This window comes from Kineococcus rhizosphaerae (assembly GCF_003002055.1).
In the GTDB taxonomy this organism is placed as follows: domain Bacteria; phylum Actinomycetota; class Actinomycetes; order Actinomycetales; family Kineococcaceae; genus Kineococcus; species Kineococcus rhizosphaerae.
The window spans coordinates 43,479-63,614 of record NZ_PVZF01000009.1; the positions used below are offsets into that span (position 1 = coordinate 43,479).

The window sequence follows — 20,136 nt, forward strand, 5'->3', positions numbered from 1 at the left end:
TCCCCGGCCTACTTCGACTTGTCCTGGGCCTGGACCCGGGTCAGGAGGTCGTCGACGCTGCCGTCGCCGTTGAACGCCGGCACCGCGTACCGCGAGTACGTGTCGTTGACCTGCGTCCACGTGGCCGTCGTCTTGTAGGGGATGGAGTTCTCGATGGAGTAGTCCATGACCGTCTTGGCGTCGCCGAGGTCGTTGCCGTCGTACCAGGACTGCTGCTGGGCCACCCGGGCCGGGAACGCCCGGCCCTGCTGACCCAGGTAGGACTCGGCATCCGTGCCGGTGAGGACGGCGACCGCCTTGGCCGCCCGGTCGGGGTCCTTGGCGGACTTCGACACGCCGAACCCCGAACCGGCCGTCATGGTCTTCGACCCCGAGGACCCCGCGGGCATCGGCGCGATGCCGACCTCGAACTTGGCGGTGGCCTTGGCGTTGATGAGGCTCCACGGACCGTCGATGCACATCATCGCGTTGCCGGACTGGAACTGGTTGGTGGCCGCCGCGCTGGACGTGGCGCTCGGCAGCGGGGCGGCGACCTTCTCGGTCGACACGAGCCCGCGGTACCAGGTCAGGACCTTGCGCCAGTCGTCGTTGTCGACGTCGAGCTTCCCGGAATCGTCGACGGCGGCCTTGCCCGTCTCCGACAGCACCCAGGGCAGCACTCCGTCGATGGAGGAGCTGGCGAAGTAGCCGTACTTGCCGTCCGTGGTCAGGGCCTTGGCCGCCGTCATGAAGTCGGCGGTGGTCCACCCCTGCGCGGGCAGCGGCAGCCCGGCGGCCTGGAACGCGGTCTTGTTGTAGAAGATCATGTACGGACCGAAGTCGTAGGGCAGGGCGACGACCTTGCCGTCGACCTTCAGGCCGTCGTAGATGCTGGATTCGAACGTGTCGTCGGCGATGCCGAGGGAGGAGAGCTTGTCGTCCAGGGGGACGAGGAGCTCGGCGAACTGCGGCGCGCGCAGCGACTGCATGCCCACCAGGTCCGCGGAGGCACCGCTGGCGGCCTGGGAGGTGAGCTTGGTCCAGTAGTCGTTCCACGCGGCGGTCTGGAACGTCACCTTCGTGGTGGAGTCGGCCTTCGTCACCATCTCGGCGACGTGCTTCCAGGCGTCGACCTCGGCGGTGGAGCCCGACCACATGAACCACGTGAGGTCGCCGTCGCCGCCGGAGGACGAGGAACCGCCGGAGTTGCCCCCGCACGCGGCGAGGGCGGCCAGTGCGCCGGCACCACCGGCGTAGGAGAGCAGGGACCTGCGCGACAAACCCTTCGGGAACTGCACGGACATCGGGGCGGCCTCCATGACGTCGATGTCACCGCGGCGGGCCCTGCTGGCCGAGCCGCTCGAAGCGCCGAGGCAGACCTCGGATGTCTGAAGGGTGGACCTGCCGCAGAGTCGTGTCAAGGACACTCCGAACGGCGTTTCTCAGCCTTTTCATCGGATGTCTAGAGCGGGAGGCGTAGCCACAGCGAGCGTCCCACGTCGTACAGCACCGTCAGCGCCTTCAGGTCCCACCGCTCCCCGAACCGGTAGTCGGCGGCCCGGACCAGCCGCGCGGCTAGGTCCGGGCGCTGGCGCGCCAGGTAGCGGCGGGCCCGCAGCGCGTGCACGGGCGAGGAGGCGATCGCCACGCGCCGCGCGCCGTCGAGCCGGGCCAGGGTGAACTCGACGTTCTCCCACGTCGTGCTCGCCTCCTCCTCCGTGCGCACCCGGTCCGCCGGCACCCCGAGCCCCTCGACGGCGTGGCGGGCCATGACGGCCGCCTCGCTGGGCAGACCGTCGCGGGCGTAGCCGGAGAACACCAGCACCGCCCGCCCGGGGGTGCGGACCGCGATCCGCGTCCGCCAGCGCTGCATGCGGCTCACCGAGCCGTCGGGCCGCGGGGGGCAGCCCAGCACCACCACGACGTCGGGCTCGCCGGCCCGGTGCCCGCGCGCGAACCCCCGGCGCGAGGCGAGGGCGTGGGCGGCCTCCACCCCCAGGAAGGTCCCCGCCGCGAGCGCGAGGAGGGTCCGGGACCGGGCGGGAGGCACCGGACCAGCATGCCCTCGCCCCGGCCGGGCGCGGCGGCGGGTAGCGCTACCCGCCGACACTCCGGGGTGTTACCGGAGCCGGTGCCGTCGACGCCCCGTGCCAAGCTGGAGCGGCCCAGCAGATCCCCGAGAAGGCCGGTCATGGAACTCGAGCAGTCGGACAAACTCGCCAACGTCCTCTACGACGTGCGCGGCCCCGCCCTCCGGCGGGCCCAGCAGCTCGAGGAGGCCGGGCACCGCATCCTGAAGCTGAACATCGGCAACCCCGCCCCCTTCGGCTTCGAGGCCCCCGACGAGCTGCTGCAGGACATGATCGCCAACCTGCCCGTCGCGCAGGGCTACAGCGACTCCAAGGGCATCCCGTCCGCCCGCCGCGCGGTCGTGCAGTCCAGCCAGCTCAAGGGCGTGCCCGACGTCGACGTCGCCGACGTCTACATGGGCAACGGCGTCAGCGAGCTCATCGTCATGGCCGTGCAGGCGCTGCTCAACGACGGGGACGAGGTGCTGGTCCCCGCGCCGGACTACCCGCTGTGGACGGCCGCCGTCAGCCTGGCCGGCGGCCGGGCCGTGCACTACCTGTGCGACGAGTCCCAGGGGTGGGAACCGGACCTGGACCACCTGCGCGCACAGGTCTCCCCGCGCACCAAGGCCATGGTCGTCATCAACCCGAACAACCCCACGGGCGCCGTCTACGGGACGCAGGTGCTCGAGGGGATGCTGCAGGTCGCCCGCGAGCACGGGCTGCTCGTCCTGTCCGACGAGATCTACGACAAGATCCTCTACGACGGGGCGACCCACGTCTCGACGGCGTCGCTGGCCCCCGACCTGCTGTGCATCACGTTCAACGGGCTGTCGAAGGCCTACCGCGTCGCCGGGTTCCGGTCCGGGTGGATGTACCTGTCCGGCCCCAAGTCGCACGCGACCGGTTTCATCGAGGGCCTGGACCTGCTGGCCAACATGCGGTTGTGCGCCAACGTCCCCGCCCAGCACGTCGTGCAGGCCGCCCTGTCCGGGCACCAGTCGATCGGGGACCTCGTGCTGCCCGGCGGCCGGCTGGCCGACCAGGCCCACCGGACGTGGGAGCTGCTCAACGCGATCCCCGGGGTCAGCTGCGTCAAACCGCGGGGGGCGCTGTACTGCTTCCCCCGCCTGGACCCCGAGGTGCACCGGGTCGAGGACGACTACCAGCTCATCGTCGACCTGCTCGAGGAGCAGCACGTCCTCGTCGTGCAGGGCACCGGGTTCAACTGGCCCAGGCCCGACCACTTCCGCATCGTGACGCTGCCGCGCGTGGAGGACCTGGAGAACGCCGTGGGCCGGATCGGGGCGTTCCTGGGGGCCCGGACCGCCCGTGGCTGACCGGCACGTTGACTCCCCGGTCCCTTTCACCGGGACCGGGGAGTCAACGTGCCGTCACCGGCCGGGCGCGGGTGGCCTCCACCACGAACTCGAGCCCGGGCCGGTCCGGGGCCTGCCCCACGTCCTGGACGGTGAAGCCGTTGCGGCGCAGGGACCCCTCGAGTTCGGGCAGGTCCCGGAACCGCAACGTCGACTCCGAGACGACGACCGTCCCGGCGAGGTCGAAGGTGTTGCGGAAGGTGACCAGGGCGCCGGTGACGTCGAGCAGCTCGAAGCGCTTGGTGACGTGACCGGTGCCCGGCACGTCGCGGTGCTGCGTGGCGGTCGACCAGTTCTCCCAGTCGCGCGCGGCCGGGCGCCGGGTCTCGAACACCAACCGGCCGCCGGGCCGCAACGCCCGGGCCACGCCGGCGAGCGCCGCGTCCCACCCGGTGTCGGTGGTGAAGACCTGGGCGACGTTCCCGGTCATGACCGCGAGGTCCGCCTCGAGGTCGGGTGCGAGGGCGGGCAGGTCGGCCGCCCCGGCCTGCAGCCACCGGACCCGCGGCTCACGGTCGCGGGCGACGGCGAGGCTGGCGGCGGCGGGGTCGACCCCGACGACGTCGAGGCCGGCGCGGGCCAGGCGGGCGGCCAGCACCCCGGTGCCGCAGCCGACGTCGACGACGCGGCGGGCGCGGGGCTCGCGGGTGGCCCGGACCAGGTAGGGGTCGAGGTCGGGGCGCGCGGGGTCCTCGAACAGGTCGTGCAGGACCGCGAGCCGGGGGTCGGCGAAGAGCGCGTCGGGCACGTGCCGATCCTCACCCGGGACCGCTCGACGGGTCACGCGGGTTTGGCGTGTGGGACCGTGCGGGATGGCCATCGCCCGGTTCAAGGACCTCTGCCTCGACGCGGCCGACCACCAGGCGCAGGCCGACTGGTGGTGCGCGGTGCTGGGCTACGTGCGCCGCGACCACGACGGGGAGGGCGACCGCGACCCCTCCTGGCCGGTGCCGATCGAGGATCCCTCCGGCGCCGGTCCGCTGATCTGGGTGAACCCGGTCCCCGAGCCCAAGACGGTGAAGAACCGGATGCACGTCGACGTCGTCGGGGACCGGGACGCGCTGCTGGCAGCGGGGGCGACGCTCGTGCTGGCCCGCGGCGAGGACCGCCGGTGGGACGTCCTGGCCGACCCGGAGGGCAACGAGTTCTGCGCCTTCGACCCCTGCGAGGTCTGAGGGGTCAGCGCACGCCGGTGAGGAAGTCCGTCAGCGTGCGCGGCTGGACGTGGACGACGACGCGGCGCAGGTCCCCGTCGAGGTCGAAGGCGACGGCGACGTCGGGCACGTGGACGCCGTACAGCTGCAGGTCGAGGGCCAGGGCCTCGCTGAGGAAGTCGCCGGGTTCGACCTCGAGGGCGTCGCGCCGGGCGCGGTCGTCCAGGGAGGACCACCACTGCTCGAGGGCTTGGGTCTGGGTCACGGGGGTTCCATCGCTGTGCGGGTGCACACGTTTCGGGGCTTCCCCCGTCCGGAGCAGGGCGCCCGGGGGTGCGCGCGCGCCGGTCCGGCGCTAGGCAGGGGGCATGGACTCCAAGGACCTGCTGCTCGACCTCTACGGACGCATCCCGGACGCCGTGCACGCCGCGGTCGACGGCCTCGACGACGAGACGCTGGCGGCGCGGCTGGACCCGGGGGCCAACAGCATCGCGTGGCTGGTGTGGCACCTGGCGCGGGTGCAGGACGACCACGTCAGCGAGGTCGCGGGCACGGAGCAGACGTGGGTCGCGGACGGGTGGGCGCGGCGGTTCGCGCTGCCGTTCGCCGACGGCGAGACCGGGTACGGCTTCAGCGCCGAGCAGGTGGGGCAGGTGCGGGTGGGCGCGGACCTGCTGGCCGGCTACCTGGACGCGGTGCACCAGCGGACGACCGGGTACCTGGCGGGGCTCAGCGCGGCCGACCTGGACCGGGTCGTGGACGTGCGGTGGGACCCACCGGTCACCCTGGGGGTCCGGCTGGTCAGCGTCGCCGACGACGACCTGGAGCACGCGGCGCAGGCGGCCTACGTGCGGGGGGTCCTGGAGCGGACCGCGGCCGCGCGGGACTGACCGGGGCCGGACGCAGGACGACCCCCGTCCCACGAGGGGGCGGGGGTCGTCCCGGCGTTCGTCAGATCGCGAGGATCAGAGACGGACGACGTTGGCAGCCTGGGGGCCCTTGGCGCCCTGGGTCACCTCGAACTCGACGGTGTCGTTCTCCTCGAGGTTGCGGTACCCGTTGCCGGAGATCGCGGAGTAGTGGACGAAGACGTCCGGTCCACCGTCGGTGGGGGCGATGAAGCCGAAGCCCTTCTCACCGTTGAACCACTTGACAGTTCCCTGAGCCATGAGGCCTCCTCGGGTCTTGCGCCCCGCCATGAAGCGGGACTCGCCGCCGAGGGAGCTGACCTTTGTGGTCGGCGTGCGTGCCCCTCGGTGATCCCCCGGGCGCTACAAGCACGACGAGAAACTGCGACTGGCACAAAACCTAGCACGGATCCGACCCGTTGTGGCTAGTCAGCTCGCACGCAGTTGCGAGACCAGCGGACAGCGGAACGGGTCGCGGGCGGCCAGCCCCACCTCGTTGAGGTAGCGCACGATGTCCGCGAAGGCCCGCGGCAACGACGTCTCGGTGTACGAGATGCCGTGCTCGGCGCAGAAGCGGAGCACGAAGGGGCGCGCCGCACGCAGGTTCGGGCGCGGCATGGAGGGGAACAGGTGGTGCTCGACCTGGTGGTTCAGCCCGCCCATGAACAGGTCCACGAACCAGCCGCCGGAGATGTTGCGCGAGGTCAGGACCTGCCGGCGGATGAAGTCGACCTTCGTCTCGCGCGCCACGATCGGCATCCCGACGTGGTTGGGGGCGAACGCCCCACCCATCGACAGGCCGAACGCGGCCATGTGCACCCCGAAGAAGGCGGCGCCGCGGCCCGGGCCGAGCAGCAGCACGAGCGCGGCGGCGTAGACGGCCCAGTGCACGACGATCAGGGAGGTGTCGACCCAGCGCCGCTTGCCGGCGCGGCCGCGCACCATCGTGCGCACCGAGTCCACGTGCAGGTTCAGGCCCGCCAGCAGGAGCAGCGGGTAGAACCACCAGCCCTGCTTCTGCGTCGCCCACCGCAGCGCGCCCCGACGGCCCGCTGCGGCCTCCTCGTGGAAGGAGACGACGTCGGACTCGATGTCGCTGTCGGTGCCCCGCTGGTTCGGCGCCTGGTGGTGCTTGTTGTGCTTGCCCATCCACCAGCCGTAGCTGAGACCCGTCAGCAGCGCCGCGAAGATCCGCGCGGCCCACTCGTTGCTCCGGTGCGTGGCGAAGATCTGCCGGTGCGCCCCGTCGTGCCCCAGGAAGGCGAACTGGGTCAGCACCAGCGCCAGGGGCGCGGCCGTCAGCAGCACGAGCCAGGAGTCGCGCAGCAGGAAGGCCCCGGCCAGGACCGCCGCGAAGGCGAGGGTCGTGACTGCGATGCGGACCCAGTAGTGCCCCGTGCGGCGGCGCATGAGCCCCGCCTCCTGGACGGCCGCCGTCAGAGCGGCGTAGGGGGTGGTCCTGCGGGCCCGGGCGGGGGCGACCCCGGGTTCGGGGTGGGTGGGGGTCGTCGTCACGGGTCTCCTCGGACGGGTCTGGGGGCGGGTGGTGACCGGCCGGTCGGGCGGTCACCGCGGTGCCCGGGAGGTGGACCCGTGGGAGGCACAGCGGTACGGCGGAGGCACTGCGACCTCACGCAGCGTTGCTTCTTCCAGGCGAACGTACCGGTCCGCCGGTTCGTGCCCCGACGCGCGCGTCTAGTCTTCTTCGGTGCCGTTTCGCGGCACGCACCGCGCACCGTGCCCGTCGAGGCCTGTTCGAGGAGAGCCGCCCGAGTGAGCCAGTCGACCGAACCGAGCGTGACCGACCGCGACGCCGCCGAGGCGGGCGAGGTCGCCCGCGAGGACGCCCACGTCGGCACCCTCTACGCCCGGCTGGACGCGCTGCGCGAGCAGACCGCGGCCCAGCTGGCCGAGGTGCGCCGCACCCTGGCCACCGGCACCCACCAGAACCGCTTCGAGCGCGACGCCTTCGCGACCCTGTACGAGGACCGGCTCTCGCAGCTGTGGTCGGTGGAGAACCGGCTCTGCTTCGGCCGCCTCGACCTGCGCGAGGGCACCCAGGACCCCCGCCGCTACGTCGGCCGGCTCGGCCTGGCCGACGAGCGCGGGACGCAGATCCTCGTGGACTGGCGGGCCCCGGCGGCCCAGGACTTCTACCAGGCGACCGCCGCCGCCCCCCGCGACGTCGTGCGCCGCCGCCACCTGCTGACGGCCGGCCGGCACGTCACCGGCCTCGACGACGAGGTGCTCGTCGCCGCCGACGGGGAACGGACCACGGGCGACGCCGCGCTGCTGGCCGCCGTCACGGCCCCGCGCACGGGCCGCATGGGCGACATCGTCGCGACGATCCAGGCCGAGCAGGACCGGGTGATCCGCGCCTCCGACCGCGGCGTCCTCGTCGTCCAGGGCGGCCCCGGGACGGGCAAGACGGCCGTCGCCCTGCACCGCACGGCGTTCCTGCTCTACACGCACCGCGACCGGCTGGCCCGCAGCGGGGTCCTGCTGCTCGGGCCCAGCCCGGTGTTCCTGCGCTACGTCGAGCAGGTGCTGCCGGCCCTCGGGGAGACCGGCGTCGTCACCCAGACCCTCGGCGAGCTGTACCCCGGGGTCCTCGCCCGGGGCGAGGACTCCCCCGAGGCCGCCCGCGTGAAGGGGTCGCTGCGGATGGTCGACGTCCTCGACGCCGCCGTCGCCGCCCGCGAGCGGGTGCCCGAGGCGCCCCTGCGGTTCGACCTCGACGGCACGCGCGTGCAGCTGCGGCCCGAGGCGATCGCCTCGGCCCGCACCCGCGCCCGGCGCACCCGCAAGCCCCACAACGTGGCCCGCGTGACGTTCGTGCGCGAGGTGCTGAACTCCCTGGTCAACGCCCTGGCCCGCGCCCGCGGCGTCGACCTCGGCGAGGAGCGCGAGGACCTCGTCGCCGAGCTGCGCGAGGACCGCGACGTGCGCCGCGAGGTCAACCTGTGCTGGATGCCGCTGACCCCCGAGAAGGTGCTCGCCGGCCTGTACGCCGACCCCGCGCGCCTGGAGGCCGTCGCCCCGCAGCTGTCCCCGCGCGACCGCGCCGCGCTGCACCGCGCGGACGCCACCGCGTGGACCGAGGCCGACGTCCCGCTGCTCGACGAGCTCGCCGAGCTGCTCGGGCCGCTGGAGGAGACCGCGACGGCGGCGCGCGCGGCCGCCGACCGCGAGGAGCAGATCGCCTACGCCCGCAAGGTCCTGGAGGACTTCGAGGCCTCCGGGGTGGGCAACCCGCTGGTCAGCCCCGAGCTGCTCGCCGACCGGTTCTCCGGGACCGGCCCGAGCGGGACGGTGGCCGAGCGCGCCGCCGCCGACCGCACCTGGGCCTACGGGCACGTCGTCGTCGACGAGGCGCAGGAGCTGTCCGCGATGGCGTGGCGGCTGGTCGAGCGCCGCTGCCCGTCGCGGTCGATGACCCTCGTCGGCGACGTCGCGCAGACGTCGAACCCCGCCGGGGCGCGCAGCTGGGCCCAGGCGCTCAAACCCGTCGTCGACGACCGCTGGCGGCTGGAGGAGCTCACCGTCAACTACCGCACGCCCGCGAAGATCTCCCGGGTCGCCGCCGACGTGCTGCGCAGCGCCGGGATCGCCGCCAACCCCCCGACGCCCGTGCGCGAGGGCGAGCACGACCCCGTCGCCGTCCCGCTCACGGGCCTGGAGTCCGTCGTGGAGCACGTGCGAGACCGGTTCGCCGCGCTCGACGAGGGCCGCATCGCCGTCGTCGCCGCCGAGGAGCACGGGCCGCTGGGCTCGGACGCCGTCCGGGCGGCCGTGGCCGCCGTCCTGCCCGCCGGGGCGGTCGCGGCCTCCCCCGACGACCTCGACGCGACCGTGTCCGTCCTCGACGTCCACCGCGCCAAGGGCCTGGAGTTCGACGTCGTCGTGCTGCTCGAACCGGCCGCCGTCCTGCGCCGGCCGCGGGGCGCGAACGACCTGTACGTGGCCCTGACCCGCGCCACCCAGGAGCTGCACGTCCTGCACGCCGAACCCCTGCCGCGGGGCATGGACCACCTCTGAGGGCATGATCGCCGGGTGAGCACGAAACCTCGCGTGGTGGTCCTGCTGACCGGCGGGACGATCGGCAGCGCCGGCCGGGACGAGTTCGACCGCCTCGACTACGTCGACGCCGGCCGGATGCTCGACGACGAGCAGGCCCGGGCGCTGTACCGCTTCCCCGACGACCTGGCCGACGAGGTCGACGTCGGCTTCGAGCGGTTCTCCGGCGTCCCGAGCACCGCGTTCGACGAGGTGGCCTGGGCGCGCCTGCGCGCGCGGGTCCTCGCCCTGGCCCCCGAGGTGAGCGGGGTCGTGGTGACGCACGGGACGGCCACGCTGGAGGAGACGGCGTACGTCCTGCACCTGACCACCCCGTCGCCGGTGCCCGTCGTCCTCGTCGGTGCCCAGCGACCGCCGACGGCCCTGGGCTCGGACGCGCAGGTCGGGCTGCTCAACGCCGTGCGCGTCGCCGCCTCCCCCGCGGCCCGCGGGCACGGGGTCCTCGTCGCGATGGACGACCGTGTGCTGTCGGCCCGCGACGTGCTGAAGACGTCGAACTCCGGCCTCGACGCGTTCCGCGCCCGTGACCACGGCCCGCTCGGCGACGTCGACCCCTACGGACGGGTCTGGATGCACCGCAGGCTGCTGCGCCGGCACACCGTGGACTCGGCGTTCGCCGGCACCGCCCCCGGCGCCTGGCCGCGGGTGGAGATCGTGCCCGTGTGGGCCGGGGCCGACGCCCGCGTCGTCGAGCGCCCCGTCGCCGACGGCGCCCGCGGGCTCGTCGTCGCCTCGCTGCCGCCGGGCATGAACCCGCCCGCCGTCGAGGCCGCGCTGCAGCGGGCCGTCGAGGCGGGCGTGGCCGTCGTGGTGGGCAGTCGCGCCCTCACCGGGCGGCTCACCCAGCGCCGGGGCATGGACGAGCGCGGGCTGATCGGCTCGGACACGCTGTCCCCGCAGCAGGCGCGGATCCTGCTCGCGCTGTGCCTGGCGGCGGGGATGGACCGCGCCGGGATCGTCGAGGCGTTCGCCACGCACTGAGCCCCCGGCCCGGCCTCAGAACCGCCGGTTGAGCAGTACCGGCAGGCTCGCCCGGGCCGCGGCGACCTCGGCGAGGTCCAGGTCGACGACGAGGCGGCCGGGCGCGGACCCCAGCTCGGCCACGACCGACCCCAGCGGCCCCACGACCCGGCTGTGCCCGACCCCGGTGGGGGCCGACCCCTCGGCGTCCGGCGGTTCGGCCTGGCCGCAGGCGACGACGAAGCTCGTGCAGTCCAGGGCGCGGGCCCGGGCCAGCAGTTCCCACTGCTCGACCTTGCCGGGCCCGGCGCCCCACGAGGCGGCCACCACGACGACCTGCGCGCCCGCGTCGGCCAGGGTCTGGAACAGCCCCGGGAACCGCACGTCGTAGCAGGTCGCCAGCCCCACCCCGACGCCGTCGACGTCGAGCACCACCGGACGCGCGCCGGCCTCGACGGTGTCGGACTCGGCGAACCCGAAGGCGTCGTACAGGTGGATCTTGTCGTAGTGGTCGTGGACCCCGGCGCCGCGCGCCAGGAGCGTGTTGCGGACCCGGCCGCCCCGCCCGGGCGAGAACGCACCCGCCACGACGGTGATCCCGGCCGCGTCGGCCAGGTCGCCCAGCGCCGTGGCCCAGGGGCCGTCGACGGGTTCGGCGACCGGCCCGAGCGGGACCCCGAACCGGCAGGAGAACGCCTCGGGCAGCACGAGCAGCCGCGCCCCGGCCGCGGCGGCCGCGGCGATCTCGGTGCGGGCGAGGTCGAGGTTGGCCGCGGGGTCGGTGCCGCTGTTCAGCTGGGAGAGGGCGACGCGCACGGGCCCTGCCTACCACGCCGGGCCGCGCTCAAGACGTGAACCGGTTCAGCTCTACGCCGTAGCCTGGGCCGGTGACCGCTGCGACCGCCCCGACCGCTCCCCCGGGCTCCGTCGGCTGGTCCCGGCCGCTGGCGCTCGTCGTCGCGCTGGCGTTCTTCATGGAGAACCTCGACGCGACCATCCTGACCACCGCCGTCCCCTCCATCGCGGCCGGCTTCGGCGTCGCCGCGACCGACCTCGGCCTCGCGGTCACGGCCTACCTCGTCGCCGTCGCCGCCTTCATCCCGTTCGGCTCGTGGCTGGCCGACCGCCTCGGCGCGCGCCGGGTGTTCCTCGCCTCCGTGGCCGTCTTCACGTTCGCCTCGGTCCTGTGCGCGGCGTCGGGGTCGGTGGGCGCGCTGACCTGCGCGCGGGTGCTGCAGGGCGTCGCCGGCAGCATGCTCGTCCCGATCGGGCGGCTCGTGGTGCTCAGGGGCACCCCCAAGGCCGACCTCGTCCGGGCCATCGCGTACCTGACGTGGCCCGCGCTCGTGGCGCCCGTCGTCGCGCCGCTGCTGGGCGGGGTGCTGACGGAGTACGCGGGCTGGCCGTGGATCTTCTGGGTCAACGTGCCCGTCGGGGTGCTGCTGGCCGTGGCCGCGTGGCGGGTCGTGCCGACGGCCGCCACGACGCGCCGCCCCCTGGACGTCGTCGGGCTGGTGCTCGTGGTCGTGGCCGTCACCGCGCTGGTGCTGGGGATGGAGTTCGTCGCGCAGCGCTCGACGACCGTCCCGGGGGCCGTCCTGCTGGTGGGGGCGCTGGCCGTGGGCGTGGCCGTGGTGGCGTGGGTGCGTCACGTCGAGCACCCCGTCCTGGACCTGGCGACGCTGCGGATCGCGACGTTCCGCGCGTCGAACTCGGCCGGGTCGGTCTACCGGGCCGTCGTCAGCGCCGCCCCGTTCCTGCTGCCGCTGCTGCTGCAGGACGGTTTCGGCTGGAGCCCGGTGCGGGCCGGCGCGATGCTCGTGCTCGTCTTCGCGGGCAACCTGGGGATCAAACCGCTGACGACGCCGCTGATGCGCCGGTTCCGGCTGATCCCGATCGTGGCCGTGTCGACCCTGGTGCTCGCGGCGACCTTCGTGGCGGCCGCGCTGCTGTCGCCCGGCACCCCGGAACCGGTCGTCGCCGTGCTGTTCGCCGTCTCCGGCGCCGCCCGGTCGGTGGGTTTCACGGCCTACAACACGCTGCAGTTCGCCGACGTCCCCGCCGAGCGGATGGGCCCGGCGAACGCCGTCGCCTCCATCACGACGCAACTGGCCACGGGCCTCGGCGTCGCGCTCGCGGCGCTGCTCGTGCGCGCGGCGGACGTCCTCGCCCCCGGCGGCGACGCGCCGTTCGCCTACCGCGTGGCGCTGGTCGGGATGGCCGTCGTCGGCGTGCTGAGCCTCGTGGAGGACGCGTTCCTGCCCCGGGGCGCCGGTGACGCGGTGCGCGCGGGCCGACGCTGACCCGGGGCCGGTCAGCGCGTCACGAACAGCCGGACCGCCAGCGCGAACCCGGCGACCGCGATGACCACCCGCAGCACGCGCGGGTCGACCCGGCGCACGATGGCCGGGCCGAGCCGGCCGCCGGCGACGCAGCCGGCGCCGAGCGCGAGCGCCGCCCACCAGTGGACGGGCCCGAACGCGGCGAAACCCACCGCGGCGACGGTGTTCGCGGCGCCCGTCAGCATGTTCTTCAGCGCGTTGTTGCGGGCCAGGGACTGCGCGTGCAGCACCTCGGACAGCGCGAGCATGAGGACGCCCGCGGCGGCGCCGAAGTAGCCGCCGTAGATCCCGACGAGGAAGATCGCGGTGAGCACCAGGGGGTTGTTCGCTGAGAACCGGCCGGGCTGCAGGTGCTTGAGGCGCGGCTGCAGCAGCAGGGTCAGCGACGCCCCGGCGACCAGGAACGGGACGGCGAGCTCGAAGGCGCCCGGCGGCAGGGCCAGCAGCAGCACGGCCCCCACCGCTCCCCCGGCGGCGGCGATCGGCAGCAGGCGCCGCATCCGGGCACCCTGGCCGGCGAGTTCGGGACGTGACCCGGCGGCCGTCCCGGCGGTGACGCCGAGCAGGGCGACGCTGTTGGTGACGTTCGCGGCCAGCGGCGACAGACCCGTCAGCAGCAGCGCCGGGTAGGAGACGAGCGAGGCCAGGCCCGCGGTGCTGCCGACCAGCCCGGAGGCGACCCCCGCGAGCAGCAGCAGCGGGATCTCGGTGGGCGGCACGGGCCACCATCCAACCAGGGCCGTCCGGGTGCTCCCGTCGTGTCGGACGGCTGTGCTGTGCTGTGGGTGTGACGACGACCACCGGGAGTTCGAGCACCTTCACCCGCGACGACCTGGAACCGGCGCTGGCCGCGCACCGGGGCGAGCTGACGGGGTACTGCTACCGCATGCTCGGCTCGGCCTTCGACGCCGAGGACGCCGTGCAGGACACGCTGGTGCGCGCGTGGAAGGGCATCGCCGGGTTCGAGGGACGCTCGGGCCTGCGGTCCTGGCTGTACCGGATAGCGACGAACGTGTGCCTGACGATGATCGAGAACCGCGGGAAGCGGGCCCGGCCGATGGACCTGTCGGCGGCGGCGTGGGAACCGGTCGAGGCGTCGTTGGCCGCACGCCGCCCGGAGGACACCTGGCTGGAGCCGATGGTCGACGAACGGGTGCTGCCCGAGGCCGGCGACCCGGCCGAGATCGCGGTGGCGCGCGAGTCGATCCGGCTGGCCTTCGTCGCGGCGCTGCAGCACCTGCCGCCGCGCCAGCGCGCGGTCCTCGTCCTGCGCGACGTGCTGCGCTGGAAGGCCGACGAGGTCGCCGCGCTGCTGGACACGACGACGGCGTCGGTGAACAGCGCGCTGCAGCGGGCGCGGGCGACGCTGGCCGAACGCCCCGACGTCGAGCGCACCGAGCCGCTGGACGCGCGCCACGAGGCGTTGCTGGACGAGTACGTCCGGGCGTTCGAGGCGTACGACATCGACGCGTTCGTCAAGCTCCTGGCGGCCGACGTCACGCAGAACATGCCCCCGTTCGAGCTGTGGCTGGCCGGGGCCGAGGACATCGCGGCGTGGATGCTCGGCCCCGGTCACCAGTGCCGCGGGTCGCAACTGGTGCCGGTGACGATGAACGGCTCCCCGGCGTACGTGCACTACAAGCCCATCGGTGAGCACGGCGAGCTCGTGCCCTTCGCGATCCAGGCCCTGGAACTGGCGGACGGGAAGATCGCGCGGATCACCTCGTTCCTGGACACGCGCCTGTTCGGGCTCTTCGGGTTCCCGGTTGAGCCGCCCGCGCGGGCCTGAGCGCTCAGCCCATGGACTTGCGCCCGTCGATCGCCTCGCGCAGGAAGTCGGCGTGCCCGGCGTGCTGGGAGACCTCGGCGAGCAGGTGCAGCAGGACGCGCCGCACGCTCCACCGCTCACGGGCGAACCACGGCGCCTCGGGCAGGTCGTGGGCGACGTCGAGGTCGGCGGTGCGGACGAGGTCGTCGGTGCGGGCGGCGACGGCGGCGTAGTCGGCGAGGATCCCGGCGACGGTCTCCCCCGGCAGCACCCGGAAGGAGTCGGCGCGGGCCTGCCAGTCGGTGTCGGCGAAGGACGGGAAGGCGGCCGGGCCCCGCAGGGCGAACGCGACCCACTGGGCCTCGGTCTGCCCGACGTGCTTGACGAGCCCGCCCAGGCACAGCTCGCTGACCGTGGGACGGGAACCGGCCTGCTCGTCGCTCAGGCCGGTCAGGGTCGCGGTGAACAGGGCGCGGTGCTCGTTCAGCGCGGACAGGAACTCACGTCGTTCGGGTGACAGGTCCTCGTCGGTGGTCATGACCGCAGGCTAGGGGCGGCCCCCGACACTAGGATCGGTTCCGATGCCCACGGCCCCAGCCCCGCGCACCCTCGCCGAGGACCTGCGTTCGCGCCCGGACGAGGACCTGCAGGCCCTCTTCGCCGCCCGCCCCGATCTCGCCGCCCCGCTGCCGACGTCCTCGACGGCCCTCGCCACCCGCGCGACGACGCGGGCCAGCACCCAACGGGCCCTGGAACGGCTGGACACCCCGACCCTGCAGGTCGCCGAGGTCCTCGCCGTCCTGCCGGACCCGACGAGCGTCACCGCGGTCTCGAAGGCGTGGGGGGCCAGGGCCGGCGACGTCGTCGCGGACCTGCGCCGGCGGGCGCTGGTGTGGGGGCCGGACCGCCGGCTGCACCTCGTCGCCGCCGTGCGCGAGCTGCTCGGCCCGCACCCGGCCGGGCTGGGGCCGACGCTGGCCGACGCCCTCGGCCGGCGCTCGCCGCAGCGGCTGGCCGAGCTCCTGGAGGACCTCGGCCTGGAGGTCAGCCACGACCCCGAGGTCGCGCTGGTGCGGCTCGGCGGGCACCTGGCCGTCCCGGCCAGGGTGGAGGCGTTGCTGGCCGGGGCGCCCGAAGGGGTGCGCGCCGTCCTGGACAAGCTGACGTGGGGTCCGCCGACGGGGGCCGTCGAACGCGCCGACCGGCAGGTCCGGGCCGCGTCGTCGTCCGGACCGGTGGAGTGGCTGCTGTCCCGCGGCCTGCTGGCGGTCTCAGGTCCGGGCACCGTCGTGCTGCCCCGCGAGGTGGCGCTGGCGCTGCGCGGGGGCAAGGTCCACCGCGGCCCCGAGCGGGTCGCGCCCGAGCTGACGGTCAGCGCCCGGCCGCACGACCGGGTGCTCGCCGCGTCCGCCGAGGCCGCGACCGAGGCGTGCCGGCTGGTGGCCGAGCTGGGCCGCTGGTGGGGGGCGGCCGGTCCGTCCGTGCTGCGCGCCGGCGGTCTCGGAGTGCGCGACCTCAAGCGGACCGCGGCCGCCCTCGAGGTCGACGAGCCGACGGCGGCGCTCGTCGTGGAGACGGCGTGGGTGGCCGGTCTCGTCGCCGACGACGGCGAGGTCGAACCGCGCTGGCTGCCCACGCCCGCGTTCGACGCGTGGCTGGCCGAGGACGTGCCCGAGCAGTGGCTGACGCTGGCCACGGCGTGGCTGCCCTCGACGCGGGTACCGGCGATGGTGGGCTCGCGCGACGCGAAGGACTCCGCCCGCAACGCCCTGGGCCCCGACCTGGACCGCACGTCGGCGCCCGTGGTCCGGCACGCGGTCCTGGCCGAGCTCGCCGCGCTGCCCGCCGACGGCGCCGTGCCCGGTCCCGAGCTCGCCGCCCGGCTGCGCTGGTCGGCGCCGCGGCGCGCGACGCGGTTGCGCGACGACCTCGTCGAGTGGACGCTGCGGGACGCGGCGTGGCTGGGCGTCCTCGGCGCGGGGGCCCTGGCCCCCGCGGGCCGGGCGTTGCTGGCCGGTGACGAGGACGGCGCCCTGGCCGCCCTGGCCCGGGCGATGCCCGAACCGGTGCGCGAGGTGCTGCTGCAGGCCGACCTGACGGCGGTCGCGCCCGGACCGCTGGAGGCGGCGGTGGCCCGGCGGCTGGAGTCGCTGGCCCGGGTCGAGAGCCGTGGCGGGGCGACGGTCTACCGCTTCGACCCCACGACGGTGCGCCGCGGGCTCGACGACGGGCAGACCGCGGACGAGGTCCTCGCCTTCCTCGCCCAGCTGTCCTCGACGGGGGTCCCGCAACCGCTGGAGTACCTCGTCCGCGACGTCGCCCGGCGCCACGGGCGCGTGCGGGTGGGCCGGGCGAACGCCTACGTCCGCGCCGAGGACCCCACCCTGCTCGCCGAGCTGGTCGCCGACAAGCGCTGCAGCGCACTGGGTCTGCGAGCGCTGGCCCCCACCGTCCTGACCAGCTCCGCCGACCCGGACGACGTCCTGGCGGTGCTGCGCGACGTGGGGGTCGCCCCGGCCGCGGAGGGGCCCGGCGGGGAGCTCCTCGTCCGCCGTCCCTCGGCCAACCGTTCCGGGCCCAAGCCGCCGCCGCGACCGGTGACGGGCGAGCCGCCCGCGCCGGGCCCGTCGCTGCTGGCCGCCGCCGTGCAGACGGTCCGCGGCGGCGACGACGACCTCGCCGAGCTGGAGCGCCGCCGGGAGCGGTACGAGGACGCCCCCGCCCTGCCGGCGATGGACCCCACGACGTCGCTGTCGGTGCTGCGCGAGGCCGTCAGCCGCCGCCGGCCCGTGTGGGTCGGGTACGTCGACGCCACGGGGGCCGCGGGGCGGCACCTCGTCGACCCGCTGGGCGTCGACGGTGGCCGGGTGACGGTCTTCGACCACGCGGAGCGGACGGTCCGGTCCTTCTCGGTGCACCGCATCACCGGTGTGGTGGACGCCGGCTGAGCGGCGGGAGGTACCCGTCGGAGGTGTGGGCTAGCGTCGGACCCCGGACGAGCGGCACACCTTGGATCGGAGCGCGGACCACCATGAGCGACAGCGGGCAGGGCGAGGGACAGCGGTCCTGGTGGGAGAAGCCGGACCCGGAACAGGCCCCGCAGGACCCGTACGCGGCCGGTCAGGGCCCCGGCACGGGTGACGCGCACGACCCGTACCGCACGGGTGGAGCGGACGACGCCACCCGGGCGAACCCGGCGCAGACGCCGCCGACCGAGAGCCTGCCGCGGTACGGCGAGCAGCAGCAGTCCTGGTCCTCGTCGTCCCCGTCCGGACAGCCGTACGGTGAGCAGCCCGGCCAGCCTTACGGCCAGCAGCCCGGCGGCCAGTACGGCACTCAGTACGGCGCCCAGCAGAACCAGCAGTACCCCGACCAGCGGTACGCCAACCAGCAGTACACGGACCAGTACGGCAACCAGCAGTACGGCAACCAGCAGTACGGCTACGCCGGCCAGCAGCCGCCCGTGGCGCCCATGGCGCACGCGGTCCTGTGGACGGCCGTCGGCGGTCTGGCCCTGACCCTCCTGACGGCCGGGACGCTCGGGTGGATCGCCTCGATCGTGTCCCTGGCCCTCACGCCGGGGGCCCGGCGCGACATCGTGGCGGCCAACGGGGCGAAGCGGGGTCTGGGGTACCTGCTGGCCGGGAAGATCTGCGCCTGGGTCAACATCGGGCTCGTCGTCCTCGGTGTCGTGGTCCTCGGGATCGTCATCGCCGTCGCCGCCTCCAACGGCGGCTTCGACTCCGGCTCCACCTTCGACACCGGCGGTGTCGACGTCCTCTTCCGGCGCTGACGGAAGTTCCCCGACCCCCACGGAGTTGACCACCAGGTGACCGACGGCCCCCTCATCGTCCAGAGCGACAAGACGCTGCTGCTCGAGGTCGACCACCCGCGCGCCGCGGCGTGCCGGGCGGCGATCGCGCCCTTCGCCGAGCTCGAACGCGCCCCCGAGCACGTCCACACCTACCGGCTGACGCCGCTGGGCCTGTGGAACGCGCGCGCGGCCGGGCACGACGCCGAGCAGGTCGTCGACACCCTCCTGGAGTTCTCCCGCTACTCCGTCCCGCACGCGCTGCTGGTCGACGTGGCCGAGACGATGGCCCGCTACGGCCGGCTGCAGCTGGTCAAGGACCCGGCGCACGGGCTGGTGCTGCACTCCCTCGACGCTCCCGTGCTCGAGGAGGTCATGCGCAGCAAGAAGGTCGCCCCGCTGCTGGGGGCCAAGGTCGCGCCCGACACGGTCCTGGTGCACCCCAGCGAGCGCGGCAACCTCAAGCAGGTGCTGCTGAAGCTGGGCTGGCCCGCCGAGGACCTCGCCGGGTACGTCGACGGCGAGGCGCACTCGATCGACCTGGCCCAGGACGGCTGGAGCCTGCGCCCGTACCAGGACCAGGCCGTCGAGGGTTTCTGGCACGGCGGGTCCGGCGTCGTCGTCCTGCCCTGCGGCGCGGGCAAGACGATCGTCGGGGCGGCCGCCATGGCCCGGGCCCGCGCGACGACCCTCATCCTCGTGACGAACACCGTCTCGGCCCGGCAGTGGCGCGACGAGCTGGTCAAGCGCACGTCGCTGACCGAGGACGAGATCGGCGAGTACTCGGGGGCGCGCAAGGAGATCCGGCCCGTGACGATCGCGACGTACCAGGTCGTGACGACGAAGCGGAAGGGCGTGTACCCGCACCTGGAGCTCTTCGACGCCCGCGACTGGGGCCTCATCGTGTACGACGAGGTCCACCTGCTGCCGGCGCCGATCTTCCGGATGACGGCCGACCTGCAGGCCCGGCGCCGGCTGGGCCTGACCGCGACGCTGGTGCGCGAGGACGGCCGCGAGGGCGACGTGTTCTCCCTCATCGGCCCCAAGCGCTACGACGCGCCGTGGAAGGACATCGAGGCGCAGGGGTACATCGCGCCCGCCGACTGCGTCGAGGTCCGCGTCACCCTGCCCGACTCCGAGCGCCTGGCCTACGCCACGGCCGAGGACGACGAGAAGTACCGGCTGTGCTCGACGTCGCTGGAGAAGTCCCGCGTGGTGGAGAAGCTCGTCGAGCAGCACCGGGGCCAGCCGACGCTGGTCATCGGTCAGTACATCGACCAGCTCGACGACCTCGGTGAGCGCCTCGACGCGCCCGTCATCAAGGGCGACACGTCCGTCAAGGAGCGCCAGCGGCTGTTCGACGCGTTCCGGCACGGGGAGATCACGACGCTCGTCGTGAGCAAGGTCGCGAACTTCTCGATCGACCTGCCGGAGGCGAAGGTCGCCATCCAGGTGTCGGGCTCGTTCGGGTCCCGCCAGGAGGAGGCCCAGCGCCTGGGCCGGGTCCTGCGTCCCAAGGGCGACCACGGGGCGGCGCGGTTCTACACCGTCGTCTCGCGCGACACCAAGGACCAGGACTTCGCCGCCCACCGGCAGCGGTTCCTGGCCGAGCAGGGCTACGCGTACCGGATCGTGGACGCCGACGACATCGACGGCGGGGTCCCGGACGCCGACGGCGTCCTGCCCTGA

General features: G+C 74.4%; 19 protein-coding genes. 10 read left to right on the forward strand and 9 right to left on the reverse strand.

Features of this window, described 5'->3' with window-relative positions; all coding sequences use genetic code 11:
- Positions 1-8: 8 nt before the first annotated feature.
- Positions 9-1,283: an ABC transporter substrate-binding protein gene (locus CLV37_RS17320; RefSeq protein WP_170127331.1), complete on the reverse strand. Its 1,275-nt coding sequence runs from the start codon at positions 1,281-1,283 to the stop codon at positions 9-11.
- Positions 1,284-1,441: 158 nt separating this feature from the next.
- On the reverse strand, positions 1,442-2,029 hold the full coding sequence (locus tag CLV37_RS17325) for a YdcF family protein (RefSeq protein ID WP_211298740.1): 588 nt from the start codon (positions 2,027-2,029) through the stop codon (positions 1,442-1,444).
- 141 nt (positions 2,030-2,170) lie between these two features.
- Between CLV37_RS17325 and CLV37_RS17330 the strand changes: the two genes are divergently transcribed.
- Positions 2,171-3,388, forward strand: coding sequence for a pyridoxal phosphate-dependent aminotransferase (locus CLV37_RS17330; protein WP_106212692.1), 1,218 nt, complete (start codon positions 2,171-2,173; stop codon positions 3,386-3,388).
- A gap of 43 nt (positions 3,389-3,431) precedes the next feature.
- Here the strand turns inward: CLV37_RS17330 and CLV37_RS17335 are convergent, their stop codons facing one another.
- Entirely contained in the window at positions 3,432-4,175 is a 744-nt protein-coding gene (locus tag CLV37_RS17335; RefSeq protein ID WP_106212694.1) for a class I SAM-dependent methyltransferase, read from the reverse strand.
- Between the two features lie 64 nt (positions 4,176-4,239).
- On the opposite strand from CLV37_RS17335, the gene CLV37_RS17340 reads away from it, so the two are divergent.
- Positions 4,240-4,602 carry a VOC family protein gene (locus tag CLV37_RS17340; RefSeq protein ID WP_106212696.1) on the forward strand — a complete coding sequence of 121 codons (363 nt, stop codon included), beginning with the start codon at positions 4,240-4,242 and terminating at the stop codon, positions 4,600-4,602.
- Between the two features lie 4 nt (positions 4,603-4,606).
- Here CLV37_RS17340 and CLV37_RS17345 read toward each other — a convergent pair whose 3' ends face one another.
- Positions 4,607-4,846: a hypothetical protein gene (locus CLV37_RS17345; RefSeq protein WP_106212698.1), complete on the reverse strand. Its 240-nt coding sequence runs from the start codon at positions 4,844-4,846 to the stop codon at positions 4,607-4,609.
- Between the two features lie 103 nt (positions 4,847-4,949).
- On the opposite strand from CLV37_RS17345, the gene CLV37_RS17350 reads away from it, so the two are divergent.
- The gene (locus tag CLV37_RS17350) at positions 4,950-5,471 is read left to right on the forward strand and encodes a mycothiol transferase (RefSeq protein ID WP_106212700.1); all 522 of its coding nucleotides are present in this window, start codon (positions 4,950-4,952) and stop codon (positions 5,469-5,471) included.
- A gap of 75 nt (positions 5,472-5,546) precedes the next feature.
- Here the strand turns inward: CLV37_RS17350 and CLV37_RS17355 are convergent, their stop codons facing one another.
- Together CLV37_RS17355 and CLV37_RS17360 are read right to left on the reverse strand one after the other, a co-directional pair.
- The gene (locus CLV37_RS17355) at positions 5,547-5,750 is read right to left on the reverse strand and encodes a cold-shock protein (RefSeq protein WP_106212702.1); all 204 of its coding nucleotides are present in this window, start codon (positions 5,748-5,750) and stop codon (positions 5,547-5,549) included.
- A gap of 168 nt (positions 5,751-5,918) precedes the next feature.
- Entirely contained in the window at positions 5,919-7,004 is a 1,086-nt protein-coding gene (locus CLV37_RS17360; RefSeq protein ID WP_211298741.1) for a fatty acid desaturase family protein, read from the reverse strand.
- Positions 7,005-7,262: 258 nt separating this feature from the next.
- Here CLV37_RS17360 and CLV37_RS17365 point away from each other — a divergent pair, with 258 nt between their 5' ends.
- Together CLV37_RS17365 and CLV37_RS17370 are read left to right on the forward strand one after the other, a co-directional pair.
- Positions 7,263-9,527 (forward strand): HelD family protein, encoded by a 2,265-nt coding sequence (locus CLV37_RS17365; RefSeq protein ID WP_106212704.1) that lies wholly within the window; start codon positions 7,263-7,265, stop codon positions 9,525-9,527.
- Positions 9,528-9,542: 15 nt separating this feature from the next.
- Positions 9,543-10,547 (forward strand): asparaginase, encoded by a 1,005-nt coding sequence (locus CLV37_RS17370; RefSeq protein ID WP_106212706.1) that lies wholly within the window; start codon positions 9,543-9,545, stop codon positions 10,545-10,547.
- 15 nt (positions 10,548-10,562) lie between these two features.
- Here CLV37_RS17370 and CLV37_RS17375 read toward each other — a convergent pair whose 3' ends face one another.
- Positions 10,563-11,342: a nitrilase-related carbon-nitrogen hydrolase gene (locus tag CLV37_RS17375; protein ID WP_106212708.1), complete on the reverse strand. Its 780-nt coding sequence runs from the start codon at positions 11,340-11,342 to the stop codon at positions 10,563-10,565.
- 71 nt (positions 11,343-11,413) lie between these two features.
- Between CLV37_RS17375 and CLV37_RS17380 the strand changes: the two genes are divergently transcribed.
- Positions 11,414-12,829: an MFS transporter gene (locus tag CLV37_RS17380; protein WP_211298742.1), complete on the forward strand. Its 1,416-nt coding sequence runs from the start codon at positions 11,414-11,416 to the stop codon at positions 12,827-12,829.
- An 11-nt stretch (positions 12,830-12,840) separates the two neighbouring features.
- On the opposite strand, the gene CLV37_RS17385 is transcribed toward CLV37_RS17380, so the two are convergent.
- Positions 12,841-13,587 carry a sulfite exporter TauE/SafE family protein gene (locus CLV37_RS17385; RefSeq protein WP_106212710.1) on the reverse strand — a complete coding sequence of 249 codons (747 nt, stop codon included), beginning with the start codon at positions 13,585-13,587 and terminating at the stop codon, positions 12,841-12,843.
- A gap of 68 nt (positions 13,588-13,655) precedes the next feature.
- On the opposite strand from CLV37_RS17385, the gene CLV37_RS17390 reads away from it, so the two are divergent.
- Positions 13,656-14,657, forward strand: coding sequence for a sigma-70 family RNA polymerase sigma factor (locus tag CLV37_RS17390; RefSeq protein WP_106212712.1), 1,002 nt, complete (start codon positions 13,656-13,658; stop codon positions 14,655-14,657).
- Positions 14,658-14,661: 4 nt separating this feature from the next.
- On the opposite strand, the gene CLV37_RS17395 is transcribed toward CLV37_RS17390, so the two are convergent.
- Entirely contained in the window at positions 14,662-15,174 is a 513-nt protein-coding gene (locus tag CLV37_RS17395) for a DinB family protein (RefSeq protein WP_106212714.1), read from the reverse strand.
- A gap of 43 nt (positions 15,175-15,217) precedes the next feature.
- Here CLV37_RS17395 and CLV37_RS17400 point away from each other — a divergent pair, with 43 nt between their 5' ends.
- The 3 genes from CLV37_RS17400 (at position 15,218) to CLV37_RS17410 (ending at position 20,136) form a co-directional block, all read left to right on the forward strand.
- Positions 15,218-17,584 carry a helicase-associated domain-containing protein gene (locus tag CLV37_RS17400; RefSeq protein WP_106212716.1) on the forward strand — a complete coding sequence of 789 codons (2,367 nt, stop codon included), beginning with the start codon at positions 15,218-15,220 and terminating at the stop codon, positions 17,582-17,584.
- Between the two features lie 83 nt (positions 17,585-17,667).
- Positions 17,668-18,429 (forward strand): hypothetical protein, encoded by a 762-nt coding sequence (locus tag CLV37_RS17405; RefSeq protein ID WP_106212718.1) that lies wholly within the window; start codon positions 17,668-17,670, stop codon positions 18,427-18,429.
- Positions 18,430-18,465: 36 nt separating this feature from the next.
- Positions 18,466-20,136 carry a DNA repair helicase XPB gene (locus tag CLV37_RS17410; RefSeq protein WP_106212720.1) on the forward strand — a complete coding sequence of 557 codons (1,671 nt, stop codon included), beginning with the start codon at positions 18,466-18,468 and terminating at the stop codon, positions 20,134-20,136.

Bases quoted from the DNA above. Each gene is read 5' to 3' on its own strand.
- CLV37_RS17320 (WP_170127331.1), bottom strand. From the start codon at position 1,283: ATGTCCGTGCAGTTCCCGAAGGGTTTGTCGCGCAGGTCCCTGCTCTCC.
- CLV37_RS17405 (WP_106212718.1), top strand. From the start codon at position 17,668: ATGAGCGACAGCGGGCAGGGCGAGGGACAGCGGTCCTGGTGGGAGAAG.
- CLV37_RS17395 (WP_106212714.1), bottom strand. From the start codon at position 15,174: ATGACCACCGACGAGGACCTGTCACCCGAACGACGTGAGTTCCTGTCC.
- CLV37_RS17355 (WP_106212702.1), bottom strand. From the start codon at position 5,750: ATGGCTCAGGGAACTGTCAAGTGGTTCAACGGTGAGAAGGGCTTCGGC.
- CLV37_RS17350 (WP_106212700.1), top strand. From the start codon at position 4,950: ATGGACTCCAAGGACCTGCTGCTCGACCTCTACGGACGCATCCCGGAC.
- CLV37_RS17330 (WP_106212692.1), top strand. From the start codon at position 2,171: ATGGAACTCGAGCAGTCGGACAAACTCGCCAACGTCCTCTACGACGTG.
- CLV37_RS17340 (WP_106212696.1), top strand. From the start codon at position 4,240: ATGGCCATCGCCCGGTTCAAGGACCTCTGCCTCGACGCGGCCGACCAC.
- CLV37_RS17400 (WP_106212716.1), top strand. From the start codon at position 15,218: ATGCCCACGGCCCCAGCCCCGCGCACCCTCGCCGAGGACCTGCGTTCG.